Source organism: Halosimplex halobium (assembly GCF_051414055.1).
GTDB classification, from domain to species: Archaea; Halobacteriota; Halobacteria; order Halobacteriales; family Haloarculaceae; genus Halosimplex; species Halosimplex halobium.
The window spans coordinates 168,872-185,645 of sequence record NZ_JBLKNX010000003.1 but is presented as its reverse complement, the minus strand read 5'-3'; the positions used below and the strand labels follow the sequence as shown (position 1 = coordinate 185,645).

The following is a 16,774-nucleotide window of genomic DNA, read 5'->3' as shown; positions in this document are numbered from 1 at the left end:
TCGCCGGCCTCGCTCCCCGCTCACTCGGGGAGGACGGGCGCGGACTCGCCGAGCAGGTTGATGAGGACCAGCGCGCCCGAGGCGAGCGCGAGGAGGACGACGGCCACGGGGTAGGCGGCGTCGAGGCCGCGGCCCTGGAAGGTGGCCCAGATCTGGACCGGGAGCGTGCGCGGGTAGTACGCCAGCACGAGCGTCGCGCCGAACTCGCCGGCCGCGCGGGCGAACGCGAGCGTGACCCCCGCCAGGATCCCCCGCCGGGCCAGAGGCAGGCTCACGCGCCGGAAGGTCCTCCACTCGGACGCGCCGAGCGTGCGGGCCGCCTCCTCGGTGTGAGCGTCGACGCGTTCGAACGCGCTCCGGGCGGTGAGGACGACGAACGGCGAGGCGACGAACGTCTGGGCGAGGACGACACCCGCGAAGGTCCCGGTGACCTCGACGCCGAGCAGGCCGCCGAGCCCACCCGACCCGACGGCGCTCAGGAGGACCATCCCGCTGACGACCGGCGGGAGCACGAGCGGGAAGGCGACGACGGCGGTGACGAGCGTCCGCCCGCGGAACTGCGCGCGGGCGAGCCAGTAGGCCAGCGGCACGCCGAACAGCGTCGCGAGCGCGGTGCTGACCGACGCCGAGACGAGCGTGTTCCTGGCGGCGCCGACGACGAACGGCGCGTCGAGCGCCGCCAGGACCGCGCCCGGCGGCTGGGCGACGAGCAGCCACGCGACCGGGACGGTGTAGAGAGTGAGCAGGACGCCACCCAGAACGGGCGCCGTGGCACCCCACGGCGAGAACTCACGGGCGGTGGGCACGCGGGACATCACCACTGTACTCGGGGAACGTCTCGGGGACGGCGAAGCCGTGGTCGCCCAGGTATCCGCCGCCGACGAGCGTCTGGAACGTTTCGGCGACCCATTCGGCGTCCCGCCGGGCGACGGCGCCGTAGGCGATGGGGGCGCCCCGCACGGTCTCGCCGGTCGGGAGATCGTAGCTGACCGCTCCGTAGGTGTCCGCCAGAGCGGGGTCGCTCAGGTCGATCTCGGCCGGGAGGTCGACGTAGTCGTAGCCCCGATCCTCGGCCATGCTCCGGTAGACGACCGCTGCGTCGAGGTCGCCGGTCTCCAGCCGCGAGAGTAGCGTGGTCTCGGGGTAGACGGCCCGCGGGTCGACGAGGACGTCGCGCAGGCCCGGCCGGTCGTAATACTCGCCGGCGAGGGCGAGCGCGAACAGCGTGCGGTAGCCGAGCGGGTCCAGGTCCGGGTCCGTCCGCCCGAGGGTCGCGTCGCCCGCGAGCAGCGGGTCGAACCAGCGGTCGGCCGTCCCGACGCGGCGGCCGGCCTCGCTCTCGGCGTCGTAGGCGACCACGAGCGCGTTCGTGGCGAACGCGGCGTGCCAGTCGGCGGCCAGCGGCCCGTCGAACAGCGCCGTGTCGGCCAGCGCGACGATGTCCGGGTCGCGCTTGCCCTCGGCGACGAGCCGCGCGACCGTCACGGAACCGTGGGCCTCGACGCGCACCGGCCGGTCGACCGCCCCGCGCAGCCCCTCCGAGAAGGCCAACTGGAGGCTCCCGGCGGCCAGAACCGACACCGGCCGCTCGCCGTCGTCTTCGCCGCCCACCCCGGCGACGCCTCCCACGTTCCCGACACAGCCGCCCAGCCCCGCCGACAGCCCGACCGCTCCCGTCGCGCCGAGCCCGGACAGGAATCCGCGCCGGGTGGTTCCCTCGCCGTCCACCCGGGCGTCGGCGGCATCGGTGGCGTCGGCAGAACCGACGCGCCCGTCGGCCGACCGTTGTGTCGGCATAGACATATCGACGTTGTGTCGGTCGAGACATAACGATTTTGGTCGGCGAAGTCGAGGGGTGGGGTATGGACGCGGGGTTCGAGGCGCACCTGCGGGTCGGCGGGGAGACCTTCGACGAACGGGACGCGGCGCTGTTGCGCGCGGTTGCCGCGGAGGGGTCGCTCAACGCCGCCGCCTCGGCGCTCGGGCGCTCGTACTCGCGCGCCCACGGCCGCATCGGCGACCTGGAGGACGCCGCCGGGCCGCTGGTCGAGCGCCGCCGCGGCGGGAGCGAAGGCGGCGGCAGTCGCCTGACCGACGAGGCACGCGAACTCCTCGCGGAGTTCGACCGCCTGCAGGCCGCGCTCGGTGGGACGGCTGCCACCGAACGGCTCGTCCTCGACGGCCGCGTCGCGGCCCGGGACGGCGACCTCGCCACCGTCGAGACCGACGCCGGGACGGTCCGGGCGCTCGCGCTCACCGACGCCGATAACGTGCGGGTAGCCTTCCGCTCGGACGCGGTGACGCTACACGACCCCGAGAGCGCTCCCAGAGGTGACGTGACGAGCGCCCGGAACCGCTTCCGGGGGCAGGTAATCGGCGTCGACCGCGGCGACGGCACGGCCCTCGTGCGTATCGACGTCGGCGCGGACGACCCGCTGGCGGTGCGAGTCACCGAGACGAGTCTCGAACGGCTCGGGCTGGAGCGGGGCGCTGACGTGGTCGCCTCGTTCAAGGCCACCGCGACGCGCGCGACCGCCGCACCCGGTGCGGGCGTGCGGGAGGACCGGGACCGCGGGACCGGCGAGTAACGGCAGGGACTCGGCTCATACGGATTATTGGGAGCGTTTACCGGGTCGACCGCACGACTGCGTGCGGTCGATCCCGGAATGACTTGCAATAATCCGTATCAGAGCTCCTTCTCCATCTCGACGTGGTCGATGCCCGCCTCCTCGAACACGTCGCTGGTCCGTTCGTACCCGAGCCGCGCGTAGAACCCCTCGACGTGCGTCTGGGCGTGCATCACGAGGCGGTCGATCCCCCGGTCGGCCGCGGCGGCCTCCAGTCGGTCCATCAGCGCCCGACCGATCCCCTCGCCGCGGCGGTCGGCGAGCACGGCCACACGCTCGACCTTGCCGACGCCCGGGTCGACCTCCTGGAGCCGCGCCGCGCCGACGGGGTCGTCGTCGACGGCGACGAAGTGGACCGCCTCGTCGTCCTCGCCGTCCATCTCGATGTTCTCGGGGACGCCCTGTTCTTCGATGAAAACCTCGCGCCGGACCGCGAGGGCGGCCTCGCGGTCCGCCTCGCCGCCGGCGACGCGAACGTCGACGCTCATGGGGGAGCGACGGGGCCGGACGGCCCTGAGAATTGCGGTCGCGGCGCGTCGACGGAGCCCCGTTGATTTTTTGCCGTTCGCGCACCTACTCGGCGGGTGGTATGTCGGACTTCGAGACCTACGAGTGCGAACAGTGTGGCGAATCGTTCGTCGCGCACGACAGCGCTCGGGCGGCGACCGACACCTACTGCAGCCCTCGGTGTCTGTCCGAAGGGAAGGGACTGAACTGACCGAAAACGGCGTCCGGGCGCGCCCCGTCAGGCGTCGTCGGGGCTGTAGTTGGGCGCCTCGTCGGTGATCATCACGTCGTGGGGGTGGCTCTCCTGCTGGCCCGCCGACGAGACCTTCACGAACTCGGCGCGCTCCTTGAACTCGGGGATGGTCTCGGCGCCGACGTAGCCCATGCCCGACTGCATCCCGCCGACGAGCTGGTGGAGTTCGGAGGCCAGCGACCCCTTGTAGGGGGTCGCCGCCTCGACGCCCTCGGGGACGAACTCCTCGTCCTCCTCGTCCTCTTTGAGGTAGCGGTCGCCGCCGCCCTCGGACATCGCGCCGACCGAGCCCATGCCGCGGTACTGTTTGTACTTCTTGCCGTTCATCGTGACGACGCGACCCGGCGCCTCGTCGGTGCCGGCGAAGTACGACCCCAGCATGACCGCGTCCGCGCCCGCGGCGACGGCCTTGATAGCGTCGCCGGAGTAGCGGATGCCGCCGTCGGCGATGACGGGCACGTCGTGCTGGCTGGCCACGTCGGCGACCTGCGCGACGGCGGTGATCTGGGGCATCCCGGCGCCGGTGACGACGCGGGTCGTACAGATCGAGCCGGGGCCGATGCCGACCTTGACGCCGTCGGCGAAGTCGACGACGGCCTCGGCGGCCTCGCGGGTGCCGATGTTGCCGACGACCACGTCGGCGTCGACGGACTCCTTGATCTCGCGGGCGCCCTCGATGACGTTGAGATTGTGCGCGTGGGCCGTGTCGATGAACAGCACGTCGGCGCCGGCCTCGTCGGCGGCCTCCGCGCGCTCGGCCTCGAACGGGCTGACGGCGACGCCCGCCCGGAGGGCGCCGTCCTCGTCGCGGGCGGCCGCGTCGTACTCGCGGCGCTGGAGGATGCCCTGCATCGTGATGAGCCCGATGAGCCGGTCCCCGTCGTCGACGATGGGGACCCGTTCGATCTTGTGCTCGTACATGAGCTCCAGCGCCTCGCGAGGGGTCACGTCCTCCGGCGCGGTGATGACCTCGTCGGTCATCGCCTCGCGCACCTCGTCGGACTCGCCCACTTCGAGGTACGGGCGGATGTCCGTGCCGGAGATGATCCCGAGCACCTCGTCGTCGTCGCTGACGACCGGCGCGCCGGAGACGCCCGCGCGGGCCATCATCTCGTCGACCTCGCGGACCGTCTGGTCCGGCGAGGCCGTCACCACGTCGCGGATGATGAGCTCGTCGGCGCGCTTGACGCGCTCGATCTCCGCGACCATCTCGTCGACGTCCATGTTGCGGTGCATGACGCCCAGGCCGCCCTCCCGGGCCATCGCGATGGCCATCTCGCTCTCGGTGACGGTGTCCATCGCCGCCGAGAGCACCGGCACCTGCAGCTGGACGTTCTTCGAGACCCGTGTCGTCGTGTCGGCGTCGTCCGGTTCGACGCGGCTCTCCTTCGGCCGCAGGAGCACGTCGTCGAACGTCAGCGCCTCCGGTACGCGGAGTTTCTCCGAGAAAGGTTCGGGATCGTTCGCCATGTAAACCGTCGCCCCCGCCGGCCCAAAAACGTTGCGAGACGCCCGCTCCGTGCCAGCCGTTCCCGAGACACGAGCTCACGGCCCACCGATCCGAAGCTGATGCCGAACGGCCGTTCGGCTGTCCCGACGATCTATTTGCCTCGGTCGTCTATGAGTTCGCCCGCCGTGTCCGCGGGTTCGTCCCTTCCGACCGCTGTTCGACCGGATCGCGCCGTATGTGGCCGCCTCTCACGCAATTCTTATACTCGGCTGGAAAATAGTGATAGATATGGACTCCGCCAGTCCCACCACCGCTGGCATCGGCCAGAAGACTTCCAGCGACGCCGCCGGCGTCGCGACGAAAGCTTCTGCCGAGTTCTTTACATGGGGCTGGAATTTCGGGGTGAAATCGACCTCGACGTTCGGCGCGAAGCGGCGGCCCGCGGTCGTCCGCCGACGCCCGTATCGGAGGTCGGATCACCCACTGGCCACGGGAGACGGCCACTGCTGAGCGCATGAGTAGCTCCCAGCACCCGGTCGCACTCACCGTCGAGCGGCGCGTCGGCGGTGCGACGAAGCTCCTCGCGACCATCATGTGTCTCCCGCTGGTCGACGGCATCTTCCCCGCGCTCGTCCTCGCGGGCGCGCTCGGCGATCCTATCGGCATCCTCGAGGTCGGCCTGCTCATCTTCGGTGGCAGCGCGACCGTCGCCGTCGTCCTCGCCGAGATGGACGGCTCCCGCCGTGAGGTCGCGACCGCCATCCTCGCCGTCGGCGCCGTGCTGATCCCGGTCGCCGCCGTCGAGGCCGCGCTGGCGCCGACCATCCGCGACATGCTGAACATGCCGGTGTTCTCCCGGTTCGCGGGCCTCGTCATCCTGACCGTCGCCGCGAAGACCGCCAGCGCCCGCGTCGGCGAGTACCTCCCCCGTCCGGCGATCGTCATCGCCCTCGGGCTCGTCGCGAGTTTCGACCCGAGCGGCCTCTCGCTGTCGGTGACGACCGACCCCGAACTCGTCGCGCGGGCGGTCGCCGCGGCCGGCGTCGGCGTCGGCTTCGCCCTCCTCGTCGCGCTACTCGGGCCGTGGCTCCGCGCCGTCGTCGACATCGACCGCTTCCGCTTCGGCAGCGCGGTCGCGCTCGGCGTCCTCCCGCTGTCTATCTTCGGTCTGGTCCCGGGCGACGCCCCCATCGCGCTGGCGGTGCTGTGCGTCACCGCGCTGTTCGCCTTCGACCCCGACGGCGACCGCGAGTACGACGGCGTTCCGGGCGACGTGTCCGACGACCCCGCGGTCGCCGACGGCGGCGAACCCGAGGACGCCGAAGCGCAACCGGAGGACCCGGCCGACGACGAGTCGGAATCGGTCCCCGGCCGCGTCTCCGACTACGTCACCGCCGAGGACGAACGCGCGCCCTGGCTGTGAGCCTGTGTCCCCTCCCGCGCAGGGCGTCCGGAAGCAGAGGGCTTACGGGCGGGCGCGGCGACGTACGGGTATGGCAGACAATCGCGTCGTGCAGGGGCGGATGGTCACCCCCAAGCGCCTGGCCGAACTGATCGAGGGCGAGTCGGTCATGGACGCCGAGGCCATCGAGGACGCCGACCGGGACTGCCCCGAGTGCGGCGAGAACGTGCTGAAAGTCGGCTACATGCCCGGCGTCACCTCCTTCGTCACGGGCTACAAGTGCCAGGAGTGCGACTGGGCCGAGACCGACGAGGACTGACTACGGGAGACCGAAACCCCTTTAGTGGAATTGGGCTTATCCGGTGATGCAGGCGGGGTCGTGGCCAAGTCCGGCATGGCGACTGACTCCAGAGGCAACGGCGCCCGGGACGACACTCCAGCTGATATACTGAACGGGTCGGCTGATCACTGACCCTGTGATGACCCTCTGGGGTTCCGAGGCGCTACCGGAGATATCAGTCGATCGGGGGTTCAAATCCCTCCGACCCCATACCGTATAAAAGTAAAGCGGCTCTGTTTGCCGCTTGACGTTCACTCTACAATCAGCCCTCTCAAGCGAACGCTCTGACTGTCGGGTGGCGTTCAAGAGGATGTAACGGCGGAATTCTTTTGTGACGATGCGCCGTCGTTTGACGTATGAGCGGGAGTGGCGGACCATCTTCGGTACTCGATGACTTCGAGAAGTCGCTCTGCTCCGATCCGGCGGTCGAGTTCGCGGTAGCGTTTGGGTCGCAGGTCGAGGGCGAACCGACTCAGTCGTCCGATATCGACGTCGCAGTCAGGTTCTCCGACGACCTTTCCGACCGCCAGCGGTTCGAAAAGCGGTGCTTCCTGTCCGGCGACCTCCAGCGCGAAGACGCTCCTTTCGTCGACCTCTCGGACATCGAGTCGCTCCCGGTGGACCTCGCACGGGACGCCGTCAACGGGAGGTTTCTCTGCGGGGACGAACGGGAGTTCGAGCGGTTCAAGGCGGACGTCGAAGCGACCTTCGCCGAACAGCGCGACACGCTTCGAGATCGCCAGCACGGTGTAATCGACCGGATCGCGGAGGACGGACTGCGTGGCTGACGAACGGATCGTCTCGACGAAGCTCGAACAGATCGAGCAGTATCACGGCGAACTGAAAGAAAAGCAGCAGACGCTATCACGGGACGAGTTCCTCCGGGATACCACAGAGCAGCGCGCCGTCGAGCGGATGTTCGAGAACGCTATCCAGGCCAGTTCCGACCTCGCTCAACACATCGCCACGCAGGACTTCGATTTCGACGGCACTACGGCTAAGGGAGCAGTTCAGACGCTCCATCGGGAAGGAGTCGTCGACGAAGAGACGGCGACGACGCTAGTCGCTGCAGTCGGTTTCAGGAACGTACTCGCTCACCAATACGGGCACGTCGATCATGCCGAAGTGTACGAGACGCTCCAGACCGGTCTCACCGTGTACGATTCGTTCAGCCGGCAGGTCGCTCGGTGGTTCCGAGACGGCGGGTGACCGACTACACGCGATCGGCATGGACTTACCCCAGCCACACGCTCGCGAACGAATCGAAGTACTCGTCGCCGGTGTCGACCAGTACGTGGTCGGCGCCCAGTCCGGTCACTCGATTCTTCACCTCGTCGACGTGGGCGTCCAGCCGCGACCGATACGTGTCGGCCAGCGACTGGCTGAAGTACGACCGGCGGGTCGTCTCGCTCTCGGGGTCCGCGAACAGCGCGTCGCCCACCACGTCGGGGTCGCGCTCGTCGGGGGCCATCACCCGCACCAGCAACACGTCGACCTCGTTGCGCGCCAGCGCCGACACGCCCGATTCGATCGCCTCGGGCTCGGCCAGGCAGTCGGTCAACACGACGACGAGCGACCGCGAGCGGATCCGGTCGGCGTAGGCTTCGAGCACCGCCTCGAAGTCCGCCTCGCCTTCGGGGTCGAGCCCGTTGACCTGGTCGATCAGTGCGAGCACCTCGCCGCGGTTCGACCGCCCTGTGTCCAGCCGCTCGGAGCGCTCGCCCATCGTCGAGAAGCGGAAGTCGTTGTGCTCCTCGGCGGTGAGATAGCAGAAGCCGAGTCCGATCTTCGCGGCGTACTCGAACTTGTGGGCCGCGCCCTCTCCGTAGTCCATCGACGCGGAGGAATCGAGGAGCACGTGGACCGTGAGGTTGCGCTCCTCCTCGAACTGCTTGATGTAGTACTCCTCGGTGCGGGCGAACAGCTTCCAGTCGACGAGGCGGGTGTCGTCGCCGGGGGAGTACCGCCGGTAGTCGCTGAAGGTGAGCCCCTCGCCGACGCGCGGTGACTGCTGTTCGCCCTGGCGGAGGGCGGCGGTCTCGCGGTCCAGTGCCGCGTCGAAGCGGTCGAGTTCGTCGAGGAAGTCCGGGTCGATGGTCATCGCGTGGCCTCCGGGGTGTCGGGGACGGCGGCCCGTCGCACGGTAGGCGTCATTCGAGCAGGTCGGCGACCACGTCGTCGGGGGTCTGTCCGTCTCGTTCGGCGCGGAAGTCGAGGATGATGCGGTGCCGGAGGACGGGCGCGGCGAGCGCCTCGATGTCCTCCTCGGCGACGTGGTTCCGGCCGCGGAGGAAGGCTCTGGCCTTCGAGGCGACGACCAGCGCCATGCTCGCCCGCGGGCTGGCGCCGAACTCCACTTCCTCGGCCTCGCGGGTCCGCCGGACGAGGTCGATGGCGCGGTCGCGCAGGTCCTCGGCGATGGGTACCTCGCGGACGAGTTCCTGGGCCTCGCGGATCTCCGCGCGGGTGAGCACCCGCTCGACGGGCACCTGCTGGCTGCGGCTGGTGTAGAGATCGACGATGTCTCGCTCCTCGTCGGCCCCGGGGTAGTCGACCAGCAGTTTGAGCATGAAGCGGTCGGTCTGGGCCTCCGGGAGGGCGTAGGTGCCGCCCTGGTCGATGGGGTTCTGCGTCGCGAGGACGAAGAAGGGGTCGGGCAACTCGTAGGTGTCGCCGCCGGCGGTCACCTGTCGCTCCTGCATCGCCTCCAGAAGCGCGGCCTGGGTCTTCGGCGTCGCCCGGTTGATCTCGTCGGCGAGCACGACGTTGGCGAAGACGGGCCCCTTCTCGAAGACGAACTCCCGGCCGTCGTCGGTCTCGCGGATGATCTCCGTGCCGGTGATGTCCGAGGGCATCAGGTCGGGGGTGTTCTGGATCCGCGAGAACGCCAGGTCGGTCACCTCGGCGAGGGTGCGGACCATGGTGGTCTTGCCGAGCCCGGGGTTCGATTCGAGCAGGGCGTTGCCGTCGGCGAGGATGCACACGAAGAGCCCTTCGAGCACGTCTCGCTGGCCGACGATCCGCTCGCCGACCTCCTCGCGGGCCGTCGCGAGTTTCCGCTGCAGTGCGTCCACGTCGTCCGTGTCGGGTTCGTCTTGCATGAGTCGGAGGGTCAGGTTAACTGGCACTGTCGTCGCTGCTGTCGTCGCTGCCGTCGCCGCCGGTGCCGTCGCCGGCCGCGCCGCCGCGGATCCGCTGGTTGTACTCGCGGACGAGGTCTGCGTCCTCGACCTGCTCGGGGGCGGCGAACTCGGCCTGCTGGCTGTCGACGGCGCTCGAACTCCCGTCGCCGGCGCCGCCGGACTCGCGGTCGGGGAACGTCCGGTCCTCCGCCACGTCGCGGCCGCCGCCGGACGACTCCAGCTCGGCGGTCCGGTTGTCGTCGCCGGCCGAGACCTCCTCGCGGTCGCCGAGGACGCGGTCGCCGTCGAGCAGCCCGGTGTAGTTGGTCGGCTCGTCCGTCCGGCCGTCGTCGGTCGCGGGCCCGTCCCGGTCGAGCAGCGCCAGGTCGACGACCGCCACCTGGAGGGTCGCGAGGCTCAGCGCGGCGATCACGACCGCGGCCGCGCCGAGCCGGCCGACGTTCAGCAGGCCGACGGCCGAACTCCCCCGCAGGTCGTCCAGTACCTCCTCGTAGAGCCGCCGGGCCATCCGCGAGTCGGCGTCGGCCTCGACCGCGTCGCGGGCGGTCCGCAGCTTCCCGGCGACCTCGGGGTTGACCGCCTCGAACTGCTCGACGAGCGGCTTCCGGACGCGCAGCCACACCGCGAGTGCGAGCGCGAGCGCGCCGACCGCGGCGGCGACCGTCGCCGACCCCGGGACGGCGACCGTCCCGAGGTTCCGGCCGAGCGCCGAGCCGACGGCCCCGGTCACGCTCGCCGGGACGGGCAGCCGGTCGGGGAGCCACGACGGGTCCAGCGCCGCGAGGACGAGGTTGGCGCCGAGGAAGACGGCCGTCGCCTCGACGGCCGCGGCTGTCACGGCCGCCTTCCAGGCCTCGCGGCGGATCTCGTGGACCGCCGCGTCCATCCGCTCGCGGGAGTCGTCGCCGGTCATCCGTACCCCTGGCAGGTCGTCTTGTTCCGGTTCGCCGGGTCCGAACAGAGCCGGTCGAGGTCGGTCTCGAGGCCGTCGATCGTCTCGTTTTGCTCGTCGATCGTCGCTCTCAACTCGTCGATCAGCGTCTCGCGGTCCCGGAGTTCGTCCTCGAGGTCCGCCACGTCGTCCTCCAGGTCGGCGATCGTGCGGTTCTTCCGGTCGAGGTCGTCACGGAGGTCGCCGACGCTCGATTCGAGTTCGTCGATGCGGTCGTCGCGCTCGGCGAGCGCCACCTCCAGTTCGTCGATGCGGTCCTCCGCGTCCGAGAGGTCGGTCTCCAGCGTGTCGACCCGGCCGCGCAGGTCGGCGACCGTCGACTCCAGTTCGTCGCGGCGCTCCCGGAGGGTGGCGACCGTCGACTCCAGTTCGTCGCGGCGCTCCTCGAGGGCGGCCACCTCGCTCTCCAGCCGCGAGATGTTCTCGTTGGCGTTCGCGAGCCGCTGGCGGGTCCGCGCGAGCTGTGTCTCGGTGGTGTTGAGCTGGCGCTCGGTGCGGTTGAGCTCCCCGGCGACCTGGTCGACGTCCTCGGTCCGGGTGTTCAGCTGCGCCCGCGTCTCGTTGAGCCGCTGGCGCAGCGTCGCTACCTCGGTCCGCGTCTCGTTGAGCTCGGCGGTCAGCTGGGCTTTCTCCGTCCGGAGGGCGTCGTTCTGTGACCGCAGTTGCTGGGCCGAGTCCTGATAGAGGACGGTCGCGCCCGCCGCGCCGGCGGTGGTGAGGACGACGAGGGCCACCAGGCCCAGACTGATCGGTCGGCCGATTGCGCTCACGGGAGACCACTCGTGAGTGACGTGCGACCGCGGTACACTTGAACGCGCCGGACGATCACTTCTGTCGAGAAGACGACCAGCGCGCCGAGCAGCGCGACCCACCCCCAGGTGTCGCGCACCGAGCGGACCCGCGTCGATTGCTCGCGGGCGAGTTCCGCGATCCGCGCGCCCTCGTCGGGGGCGAACTCCCGGCCGCCGGTCACGTCGACCAGCCGTTCGAGGTCGGGGTCGACGCCGAGGCGGGCGTACTCGACCGGGTAGTTGGCGGCGTAGGTCGCGTCGAGCAGGTCGTGGTAGCCGGCCTCGCGGGGGGTGAACTCCCCGCGGAACGTCCGCTCGGCGACCTGCCGGAACGTGACGTTCGCCGCGCTCGGGCGCTCGTCGCCGCGGTAGGTGAGCGTCGCCCGGCTCCCCACGCGGGCGTCGCTCACGTCGGTCACGCCCGTCCGGTCGCGCGCCGGGTCGCCGATGGCGTAGTTGACCGACTTCGTGACGACCAGCGAGTCCGGCCGGTCGAGCAGGCCGTCGAGACCGCCGTCCTCGCCGTAGGCGGTCAGCGAGACGACGCGACCGAGTCCGAACCGCCAGGAGGCGATCGCGGGCGTCCCGTCAGCGGTCGCCACCTGGTAGTCCGCGCCCGCCTTGACGGCCACGTCGTTGGCCCGCGAGGGGTTTGCCGTCAGCGTCACCCCGGAGGTGATGAACGTGTTCTGGCGCACGACGGTGAGGTTCTGCCCGCGGAACTGCCGGGAACTCCCCCCGAACAGCAGGCGCAGGCGGCTGGTCTCGTCGGCGGCGAAGTAGGAGCCGCCCGACTCCTCGGCGATCCGCCGGAGCGTGTCCGCGTCGACGCGGTCGCCGGCGCCGACGGTGATGACGCGGACACCCTGCCGGCCCAGCTGGCTGGCGACCGCGGCCGGCTCCTCCACGTCGTCAGCGCCGTCGGACAGGAGGATGACCGTCCCGGGCCTGTCCCCGAGCATGTCCGCCGCGCCCAGCAGGCCGACGGCGATGTCTGTGCCGCCGCGGGTGGTCTGCAGGCGGCGGATCCGCTCGCCGATGGTCTCGCGGGCCTCGCCCAGGGGCTGACGGTCGGCGATCCGGTAGGGCTCGCCCCCGAAGGCGACGACGCCGACCTGGTTGCGGTCGCCCAGCTGGTCCAGCACGTCCAGCGCGATGCCCTTCTGGGTCGAGAGGCCCTCCTCGGCGCTGCCGGAGATGTCCACGAGCATCACGATGTTCGTCCGGCCGCCGGTCGCGTTGCCCATCCTGACCGGGAGCATCGCGGCGATGGGCGACTCACCGTAGCCGCCCTCCTGGTAGGCGTTCTCGCCGCCGACGGTCACGAGCCCGCCGCCGTCGATGACGTGTTCCTGCAGGGCGCTGACGTTCCCGAGCTGCCCCGCGGGCGTGTCCTGGACCACGACGGCCGCGTAGTCGTCGAGGTCGGCGGGCACCGAGGTGGCGTTGGTCACGTCGTACAGCGACGCGAGGTAGCCCCGCAGCGGGTACTCGCCCTGGGCGACGTACAGCAGCCGCGGCTTCTCGACGACGCGCACGTCGTGGTAGAAGGCGTCGTTGCGCTCGTAGATGTCTTGCCCGTCCACCCTGGCGGTCACCCGGTGGGCGCCGACCGCGTCGAAGGTGTGGTTGACCGCCAGCGACTCCCCCTCGGCAAGCCGCCCCGTCTGAACTTCCTCGCCGTCGATCTCGACGGTGACCGGGACGGCGTCGTCGGCCTCGACGCCCGAGAGCGAGACGACGAACTCCGTCGGGAGGCCGACGCTCGCCGTCGACGGGCCGGCCACCGAGACGGCCCGCTCGGTCCGGTCGGGCGAGAATTCGACGGCGCTGACGGTCGCGTTGAGCGCCCGGGCGTCCTCGGCGGCGACCGCGAGGCTGCGCCCGCCGGTCACCTGGCCGTCCGAGGCGACGACAACGGTACCGTTCTCCTGCAGGTTGGCGGCGATGCCGTCGCCGAGCCGCGAATCCGCCCCGCTGCCGACGGTCGCGCTCGTCACCGGGACCCCCGCCGCCTCGATGTCGTCGACGAGGTCGTCGGTCGCGTTCGGGAACACCCCCATGCTCGCCGACTCGTCGGTCAACAGCGTCACGCGCGGCTCGCCCGGCGTCTCCCGCGTCTGAACCGTGTACGGCCCCATCGCCCCGACGACCAGCAGGAGGACGACGAGCAGCCGACTGGCAAAGAGCAGGCGCCGGCTCCGTGCGGAGGCCGACCGGGCCCCTGCCTCGCCGCGGAAGATCAGGTACGCGAGCAGGGCCGCGGCGACCGGCAGCGCCGCGACCGGCCAGAGGTGCTCGACGCCGACCGTCAGTCCGTCCAGCGAGTAGGAGACCGCACCCGGGAGCGAGGCGACTTCGATCATCACAGCTCACCCCGCCGGCGCAGGTAGCCGATCTCCAGGAGGACCACGAGCAAGGCCCCGAGCGCGACGAACTCGGTGACCCGCTGCGGGACCGTTCTGGTCTCGGTGCGCGTGACGTTGCCGGTCGGCCCGGACCGCTCGGTCAGGGCGGCCGCGTCGACGGTCGACTCCCGCTCGGACAGCAGCGCCGCGCTCTCGGCGGTCCCGCCGGCGGTGTAGACCCCCGCCTCGCGGACGGTGACCGTCGGTCCCCGCAGTTGTCCGGACGGCCCCTCGACCCGCTCGGCGCCGAACTGGACGGTGTCGCCCGTCTCGTGGTTCAGCGCCGACAGCGGCTCCCGCCCCGCGAGGTGGAAGACCGCGCGCTTCCAGAAGACGGGGTACTGGTAGTTGTACTTGAAACTGGAGCGCTCTTCGATGTAGCCGTAGTACAGCAGCCGGCCGCCGTCGCGGCTGTCGGTCGCGATCAGCGGCGTCCCGTCGCGCAGCTCGACGAGCGCCTCGCCCGACCGCAGCGACCCGGTCAGGTACTCGTCGGGCGCCTGGAAGTCGATGCCCGCGGTCAGGTCTGTCTCGGTCGTCTGCCTGACCGTCGGCGCCGACCCGATCGACCCCGGGTCGATCAGCATGAGGTCCCGCAGTCGCTCGGGCGGGCTCTCCTGGGCCTGGACGGCGACGCCGCCGCCCGCGGCGAGCGTGTCCCGGCCCGCCTGGACGTTGCCGGGCAGCAGCGAGTCACTGTCGACGTTGCTGTAGACGATCACGTCGTAGTCGCCCTCGACGGTCGTCGGGGGACTGTCGACCGTCAGGTCGACCTGGTCGACCAGCGAGAGCGCCGTCGTCAGGTAGCGGTTGCGGTCGTTGGTGAGCACGAGCGTGTCGACGGTCGGGTCCGCGGGCGCGACGACGGGGACGGCGTCGTCGGTCGCGAAGTCGTCTCCGGGCGAGAGCCGCGCCTCGCTCGCCCCCGCGGGCACCGGGAACGTCACCGTCGCCACGTCGCCGCCAGCCAGTTCGAGTTCGCGCTCGCGGTCGCCAAGCGAGACGGTCCGCGCCACCGACTCCTCGCCGAAGTTCTTCACCGAGAGGGTCACCTCCGAGCCGCCGAACCGGCGGTCGACGAACCCCACGTTGTCCGCCCCGCCGCCGGCGAACTGCCGGAGGCTGACGCTCACGTCGCGGGCCCGCAGGCCCCGGACGGCGTCGACCCACTCCTCGCCCTGGAAGTCGCTCAGGACGACCACGCGCACGTCCTCGTCGGCGAGCGCCCGCGCCTGGGCGACGGCGCCCCGGAGGTCGCCGGGCGCGTCCGTCGCCGCGAGGTCGCCGAGCGCGTCGCGGGCGGCGCTCGGTGGTTCGCGCCGGACAGTCACACGTCCGCCGCCGGCGGTCGTCACCACGGAGGTCCGGGTCGTCACCTCCTCGCGGGCGGCTGCGACGGCCCGGTCCAGCCGCGTCCGGTCGCCGTCGGTCGTCGCCATGCTCGCGCTCGTGTCGACGACCAGCACCGTCTCCTCGACGACTGCCCGCTCCTGGACGGGGACGTACGGCGCGGCGAGCGACCCCGCCAGCAGCAGGACGGCGAGGATCTGGATCAGCAACAGGAGGCTGCGGGAGATCCGCTCCAGTAGCGGCGTGACCGAGCGCTGGCGCTGTTCGTCGGCGACGAAGCGGAACGTGGGGAGCTCGACGCGCTCGGGGTCGGGCCGGATCAGGTACAGGAGGACGATGGGAACCGCGACCAGGGCGGCGGCGAGCCCGAGCGGTGCGAGGAACACGTCGGAGAGGGCCATTCGTGTGAGGGGCACACCCGGAAACCCTATCCGTCTTTTGCCGGGGGTCCGGCCGGACCCAGCCCGACCCGACGCGCTCGGGCGACCACCCCGCTCAAAACTCCGTGACGACCTCGACGCCGACGGTGTCGAACTCGCTCATCGCCGCCAGCCGGTCGGGCACGTCGGCGAGGGCGACGCGGTCGGTCACCAGGGCTCCGGGGTCGACCTGCCCGGCGGCGACCATCGCGAAGATGTCGTCGTAGCGGCGCGGGGGCATCCCGCGCGAGCCGGCGACGGTCAGGTCCGCCTGGACGATCCTGTCGACCGGCAGCGGGACCTCGCCGCGGTCGTCGTCGCCGGTCAGCCCCACCTGGACGTGCGTGGCGCCGCTCCCCAGCGAGTCGACGGCCGTCCGGAACGTCTCCGCGGATCCGAGCGCGTCGACCGACACGTCGGCACCGCCGAACCGCTCGCGGACCCGCGCGGGCACGTCGACCTCCTCGGCGTTCAGCGTCGCCGCGGCGCCCGTCTTGGCGGCCAGCTCCAGCGGTGCCTCGCGCACGTCGATGGCGACGGGCGTCGCCCCGAGCGCCGCGGCTATCTGGACGGCCGAGAGCCCGACGCCGCCGCAGCCGACGACGGCGACCACGTCGCCACCGCCGGCGTCGGCGGTCGCGTCCAGCGCCTCGAAGGCGGTGACGAACCGACAGCCCATGCTCGCGGCGGCGACCGCCGAGACGCCGTCGGGGAGCGGGACCGCGTTCACGTCCGCCGCGGGGACGTGGAACCGCTCGGCGAACGCGCCCGGCGCCTCGGGGCCGAACCCCAGCGCGGTCGCGCCCTCGCAGTAGTTCTGTCGCCCCGCCCGGCAGGCCGGGCAGGTGCCGTCGGCGAGGCTGAACGGGACGACCACGCGGTCGCCGACCGCGACCGTCTCCACGTCCGCGCCGACCTCGCGGACCGTTCCCACGGGCTCGTGCCCGAGGACCTGTCCCGTCGGCACGCGGTCGTCGACCCAGTCGCCGTGGCCCTGCCAGGCGTGCCAGTCGCTCCGGCAGATCCCGCAGGCCTCCGTCTCGACGACGGCGCCGTCGGGGTCGACATCGGGTTCCGGTACGTCGCGGAGTTCGAGCGGTTCGCCGTGCTCGGCGAGGACGACTGCGCGCAT

Annotated in this window: 18 protein-coding genes and 1 tRNA gene; 8 read left to right on the top strand and 11 right to left on the bottom strand. The window is 71.3% G+C overall.

Annotated elements, in window-relative coordinates:
• Positions 1 to 20: 20 nt before the first annotated feature.
• Together ACMGFG_RS03930 and ACMGFG_RS03925 are read right to left on the bottom strand one after the other, a co-directional pair.
• Positions 21 to 815 carry a molybdate ABC transporter permease subunit gene (locus ACMGFG_RS03930; RefSeq protein WP_436929048.1) on the bottom strand — a complete coding sequence of 265 codons (795 nt, stop codon included), beginning with the start codon at positions 813 to 815 and terminating at the stop codon, positions 21 to 23.
• Positions 790 to 1,797 carry an extracellular solute-binding protein gene (locus ACMGFG_RS03925; protein WP_436929047.1) on the bottom strand — a complete coding sequence of 336 codons (1,008 nt, stop codon included), beginning with the start codon at positions 1,795 to 1,797 and terminating at the stop codon, positions 790 to 792. The genes ACMGFG_RS03930 and ACMGFG_RS03925 overlap by 26 nt, the downstream gene beginning before the upstream one ends.
• Positions 1,798 to 1,862: 65 nt before the next feature.
• Here ACMGFG_RS03925 and ACMGFG_RS03920 point away from each other — a divergent pair, with 65 nt between their 5' ends.
• Complete coding sequence (locus tag ACMGFG_RS03920; RefSeq protein ID WP_436929046.1) at positions 1,863 to 2,588, top strand: molybdenum-dependent transcriptional regulator; 726 nt, start codon at positions 1,863 to 1,865, stop codon at positions 2,586 to 2,588.
• A gap of 98 nt (positions 2,589 to 2,686) precedes the next feature.
• Here ACMGFG_RS03920 and ACMGFG_RS03915 read toward each other — a convergent pair whose 3' ends face one another.
• On the bottom strand, positions 2,687 to 3,115 hold the full coding sequence (locus ACMGFG_RS03915) for a GNAT family N-acetyltransferase (RefSeq protein ID WP_436929045.1): 429 nt from the start codon (positions 3,113 to 3,115) through the stop codon (positions 2,687 to 2,689).
• Positions 3,116 to 3,216: 101 nt separating this feature from the next.
• On the opposite strand from ACMGFG_RS03915, the gene ACMGFG_RS03910 reads away from it, so the two are divergent.
• Entirely contained in the window at positions 3,217 to 3,345 is a 129-nt protein-coding gene (locus tag ACMGFG_RS03910) for a hypothetical protein (RefSeq protein WP_436929044.1), read from the top strand.
• Between the two features lie 27 nt (positions 3,346 to 3,372).
• Here the strand turns inward: ACMGFG_RS03910 and guaB are convergent, their stop codons facing one another.
• A complete protein-coding gene (gene guaB / locus ACMGFG_RS03905) occupies positions 3,373 to 4,857 on the bottom strand; it encodes an IMP dehydrogenase (protein WP_436929043.1) in 1,485 nt (494 codons plus the stop codon).
• A gap of 268 nt (positions 4,858 to 5,125) precedes the next feature.
• On the opposite strand from guaB, the gene ACMGFG_RS03900 reads away from it, so the two are divergent.
• From ACMGFG_RS03900 to hepT, 6 genes are all read left to right on the top strand, one after another.
• On the top strand, positions 5,126 to 5,347 hold the full coding sequence (locus ACMGFG_RS03900; RefSeq protein WP_436929042.1) for a hypothetical protein: 222 nt from the start codon (positions 5,126 to 5,128) through the stop codon (positions 5,345 to 5,347).
• 4 nt (positions 5,348 to 5,351) lie between these two features.
• Entirely contained in the window at positions 5,352 to 6,260 is a 909-nt protein-coding gene (locus ACMGFG_RS03895; RefSeq protein ID WP_436929041.1) for a DUF5794 domain-containing protein, read from the top strand.
• A 70-nt stretch (positions 6,261 to 6,330) separates the two neighbouring features.
• Complete coding sequence (locus tag ACMGFG_RS03890; protein WP_135363546.1) at positions 6,331 to 6,558, top strand: DUF5795 family protein; 228 nt, start codon at positions 6,331 to 6,333, stop codon at positions 6,556 to 6,558.
• Between the two features lie 54 nt (positions 6,559 to 6,612).
• A tRNA-Trp gene (locus ACMGFG_RS03885) sits at positions 6,613 to 6,789 on the top strand.
• Between the two features lie 146 nt (positions 6,790 to 6,935).
• Positions 6,936 to 7,367, top strand: coding sequence for a type VII toxin-antitoxin system MntA family adenylyltransferase antitoxin (gene mntA / locus ACMGFG_RS03880; protein WP_436929040.1), 432 nt, complete (start codon positions 6,936 to 6,938; stop codon positions 7,365 to 7,367).
• Entirely contained in the window at positions 7,360 to 7,788 is a 429-nt protein-coding gene (gene hepT, locus ACMGFG_RS03875) for a type VII toxin-antitoxin system HepT family RNase toxin (RefSeq protein ID WP_436929039.1), read from the top strand. Before mntA ends, hepT begins: the two co-directional genes overlap by 8 nt.
• A gap of 25 nt (positions 7,789 to 7,813) precedes the next feature.
• Here the strand turns inward: hepT and ACMGFG_RS03870 are convergent, their stop codons facing one another.
• From ACMGFG_RS03870 to ACMGFG_RS03840, 7 genes are all read right to left on the bottom strand, one after another.
• Positions 7,814 to 8,680 (bottom strand): DUF58 domain-containing protein, encoded by an 867-nt coding sequence (locus tag ACMGFG_RS03870; RefSeq protein ID WP_436929038.1) that lies wholly within the window; start codon positions 8,678 to 8,680, stop codon positions 7,814 to 7,816.
• Between the two features lie 49 nt (positions 8,681 to 8,729).
• Entirely contained in the window at positions 8,730 to 9,680 is a 951-nt protein-coding gene (locus tag ACMGFG_RS03865; protein WP_436929037.1) for an AAA family ATPase, read from the bottom strand.
• A gap of 16 nt (positions 9,681 to 9,696) precedes the next feature.
• Entirely contained in the window at positions 9,697 to 10,635 is a 939-nt protein-coding gene (locus ACMGFG_RS03860; protein ID WP_436929036.1) for a DUF7502 family protein, read from the bottom strand.
• A complete protein-coding gene (locus tag ACMGFG_RS03855) occupies positions 10,632 to 11,444 on the bottom strand; it encodes a coiled-coil domain-containing protein (protein WP_436929035.1) in 813 nt (270 codons plus the stop codon). Before ACMGFG_RS03855 ends, ACMGFG_RS03860 begins: the two co-directional genes overlap by 4 nt.
• The gene (locus tag ACMGFG_RS03850; protein ID WP_436929034.1) at positions 11,441 to 13,831 is read right to left on the bottom strand and encodes a VWA domain-containing protein; all 2,391 of its coding nucleotides are present in this window, start codon (positions 13,829 to 13,831) and stop codon (positions 11,441 to 11,443) included. The genes ACMGFG_RS03855 and ACMGFG_RS03850 overlap by 4 nt, the downstream gene beginning before the upstream one ends.
• Positions 13,831 to 15,624, bottom strand: a complete 1,794-nt coding sequence (locus ACMGFG_RS03845; RefSeq protein WP_436929211.1) for a DUF7408 domain-containing protein — start codon at positions 15,622 to 15,624, stop codon at positions 13,831 to 13,833. Before ACMGFG_RS03845 ends, ACMGFG_RS03850 begins: the two co-directional genes overlap by 1 nt.
• Before the next feature lie 94 nt (positions 15,625 to 15,718).
• The gene (locus tag ACMGFG_RS03840; RefSeq protein WP_436929033.1) at positions 15,719 to 16,774 is read right to left on the bottom strand and encodes an alcohol dehydrogenase catalytic domain-containing protein; all 1,056 of its coding nucleotides are present in this window, start codon (positions 16,772 to 16,774) and stop codon (positions 15,719 to 15,721) included.

Bases quoted from the DNA above. Each gene is read 5' to 3' on its own strand.
- ACMGFG_RS03840 (WP_436929033.1), bottom strand. From the start codon at position 16,774: ATGCGCGCAGTCGTCCTCGCCGAGCACGGCGAACCGCTCGAACTCCGC.
- ACMGFG_RS03925 (WP_436929047.1), bottom strand. From the start codon at position 1,797: ATGCCGACACAACGGTCGGCCGACGGGCGCGTCGGTTCTGCCGACGCC.
- ACMGFG_RS03850 (WP_436929034.1), bottom strand. From the start codon at position 13,831: ATGATCGAAGTCGCCTCGCTCCCGGGTGCGGTCTCCTACTCGCTGGAC.
- ACMGFG_RS03910 (WP_436929044.1), top strand. From the start codon at position 3,217: ATGTCGGACTTCGAGACCTACGAGTGCGAACAGTGTGGCGAATCGTTC.
- ACMGFG_RS03915 (WP_436929045.1), bottom strand. From the start codon at position 3,115: ATGAGCGTCGACGTTCGCGTCGCCGGCGGCGAGGCGGACCGCGAGGCC.
- ACMGFG_RS03860 (WP_436929036.1), bottom strand. From the start codon at position 10,635: ATGACCGGCGACGACTCCCGCGAGCGGATGGACGCGGCGGTCCACGAG.
- mntA (WP_436929040.1), top strand. From the start codon at position 6,936: ATGAGCGGGAGTGGCGGACCATCTTCGGTACTCGATGACTTCGAGAAG.
- ACMGFG_RS03870 (WP_436929038.1), bottom strand. From the start codon at position 8,680: ATGACCATCGACCCGGACTTCCTCGACGAACTCGACCGCTTCGACGCG.
- ACMGFG_RS03920 (WP_436929046.1), top strand. From the start codon at position 1,863: ATGGACGCGGGGTTCGAGGCGCACCTGCGGGTCGGCGGGGAGACCTTC.
- ACMGFG_RS03930 (WP_436929048.1), bottom strand. From the start codon at position 815: ATGTCCCGCGTGCCCACCGCCCGTGAGTTCTCGCCGTGGGGTGCCACG.
- ACMGFG_RS03890 (WP_135363546.1), top strand. From the start codon at position 6,331: ATGGCAGACAATCGCGTCGTGCAGGGGCGGATGGTCACCCCCAAGCGC.
- ACMGFG_RS03845 (WP_436929211.1), bottom strand. From the start codon at position 15,624: ATGGCCCTCTCCGACGTGTTCCTCGCACCGCTCGGGCTCGCCGCCGCC.
- ACMGFG_RS03895 (WP_436929041.1), top strand. From the start codon at position 5,352: ATGAGTAGCTCCCAGCACCCGGTCGCACTCACCGTCGAGCGGCGCGTC.
- guaB (WP_436929043.1), bottom strand. From the start codon at position 4,857: ATGGCGAACGATCCCGAACCTTTCTCGGAGAAACTCCGCGTACCGGAG.
- ACMGFG_RS03900 (WP_436929042.1), top strand. From the start codon at position 5,126: ATGGACTCCGCCAGTCCCACCACCGCTGGCATCGGCCAGAAGACTTCC.
- ACMGFG_RS03865 (WP_436929037.1), bottom strand. From the start codon at position 9,680: ATGCAAGACGAACCCGACACGGACGACGTGGACGCACTGCAGCGGAAA.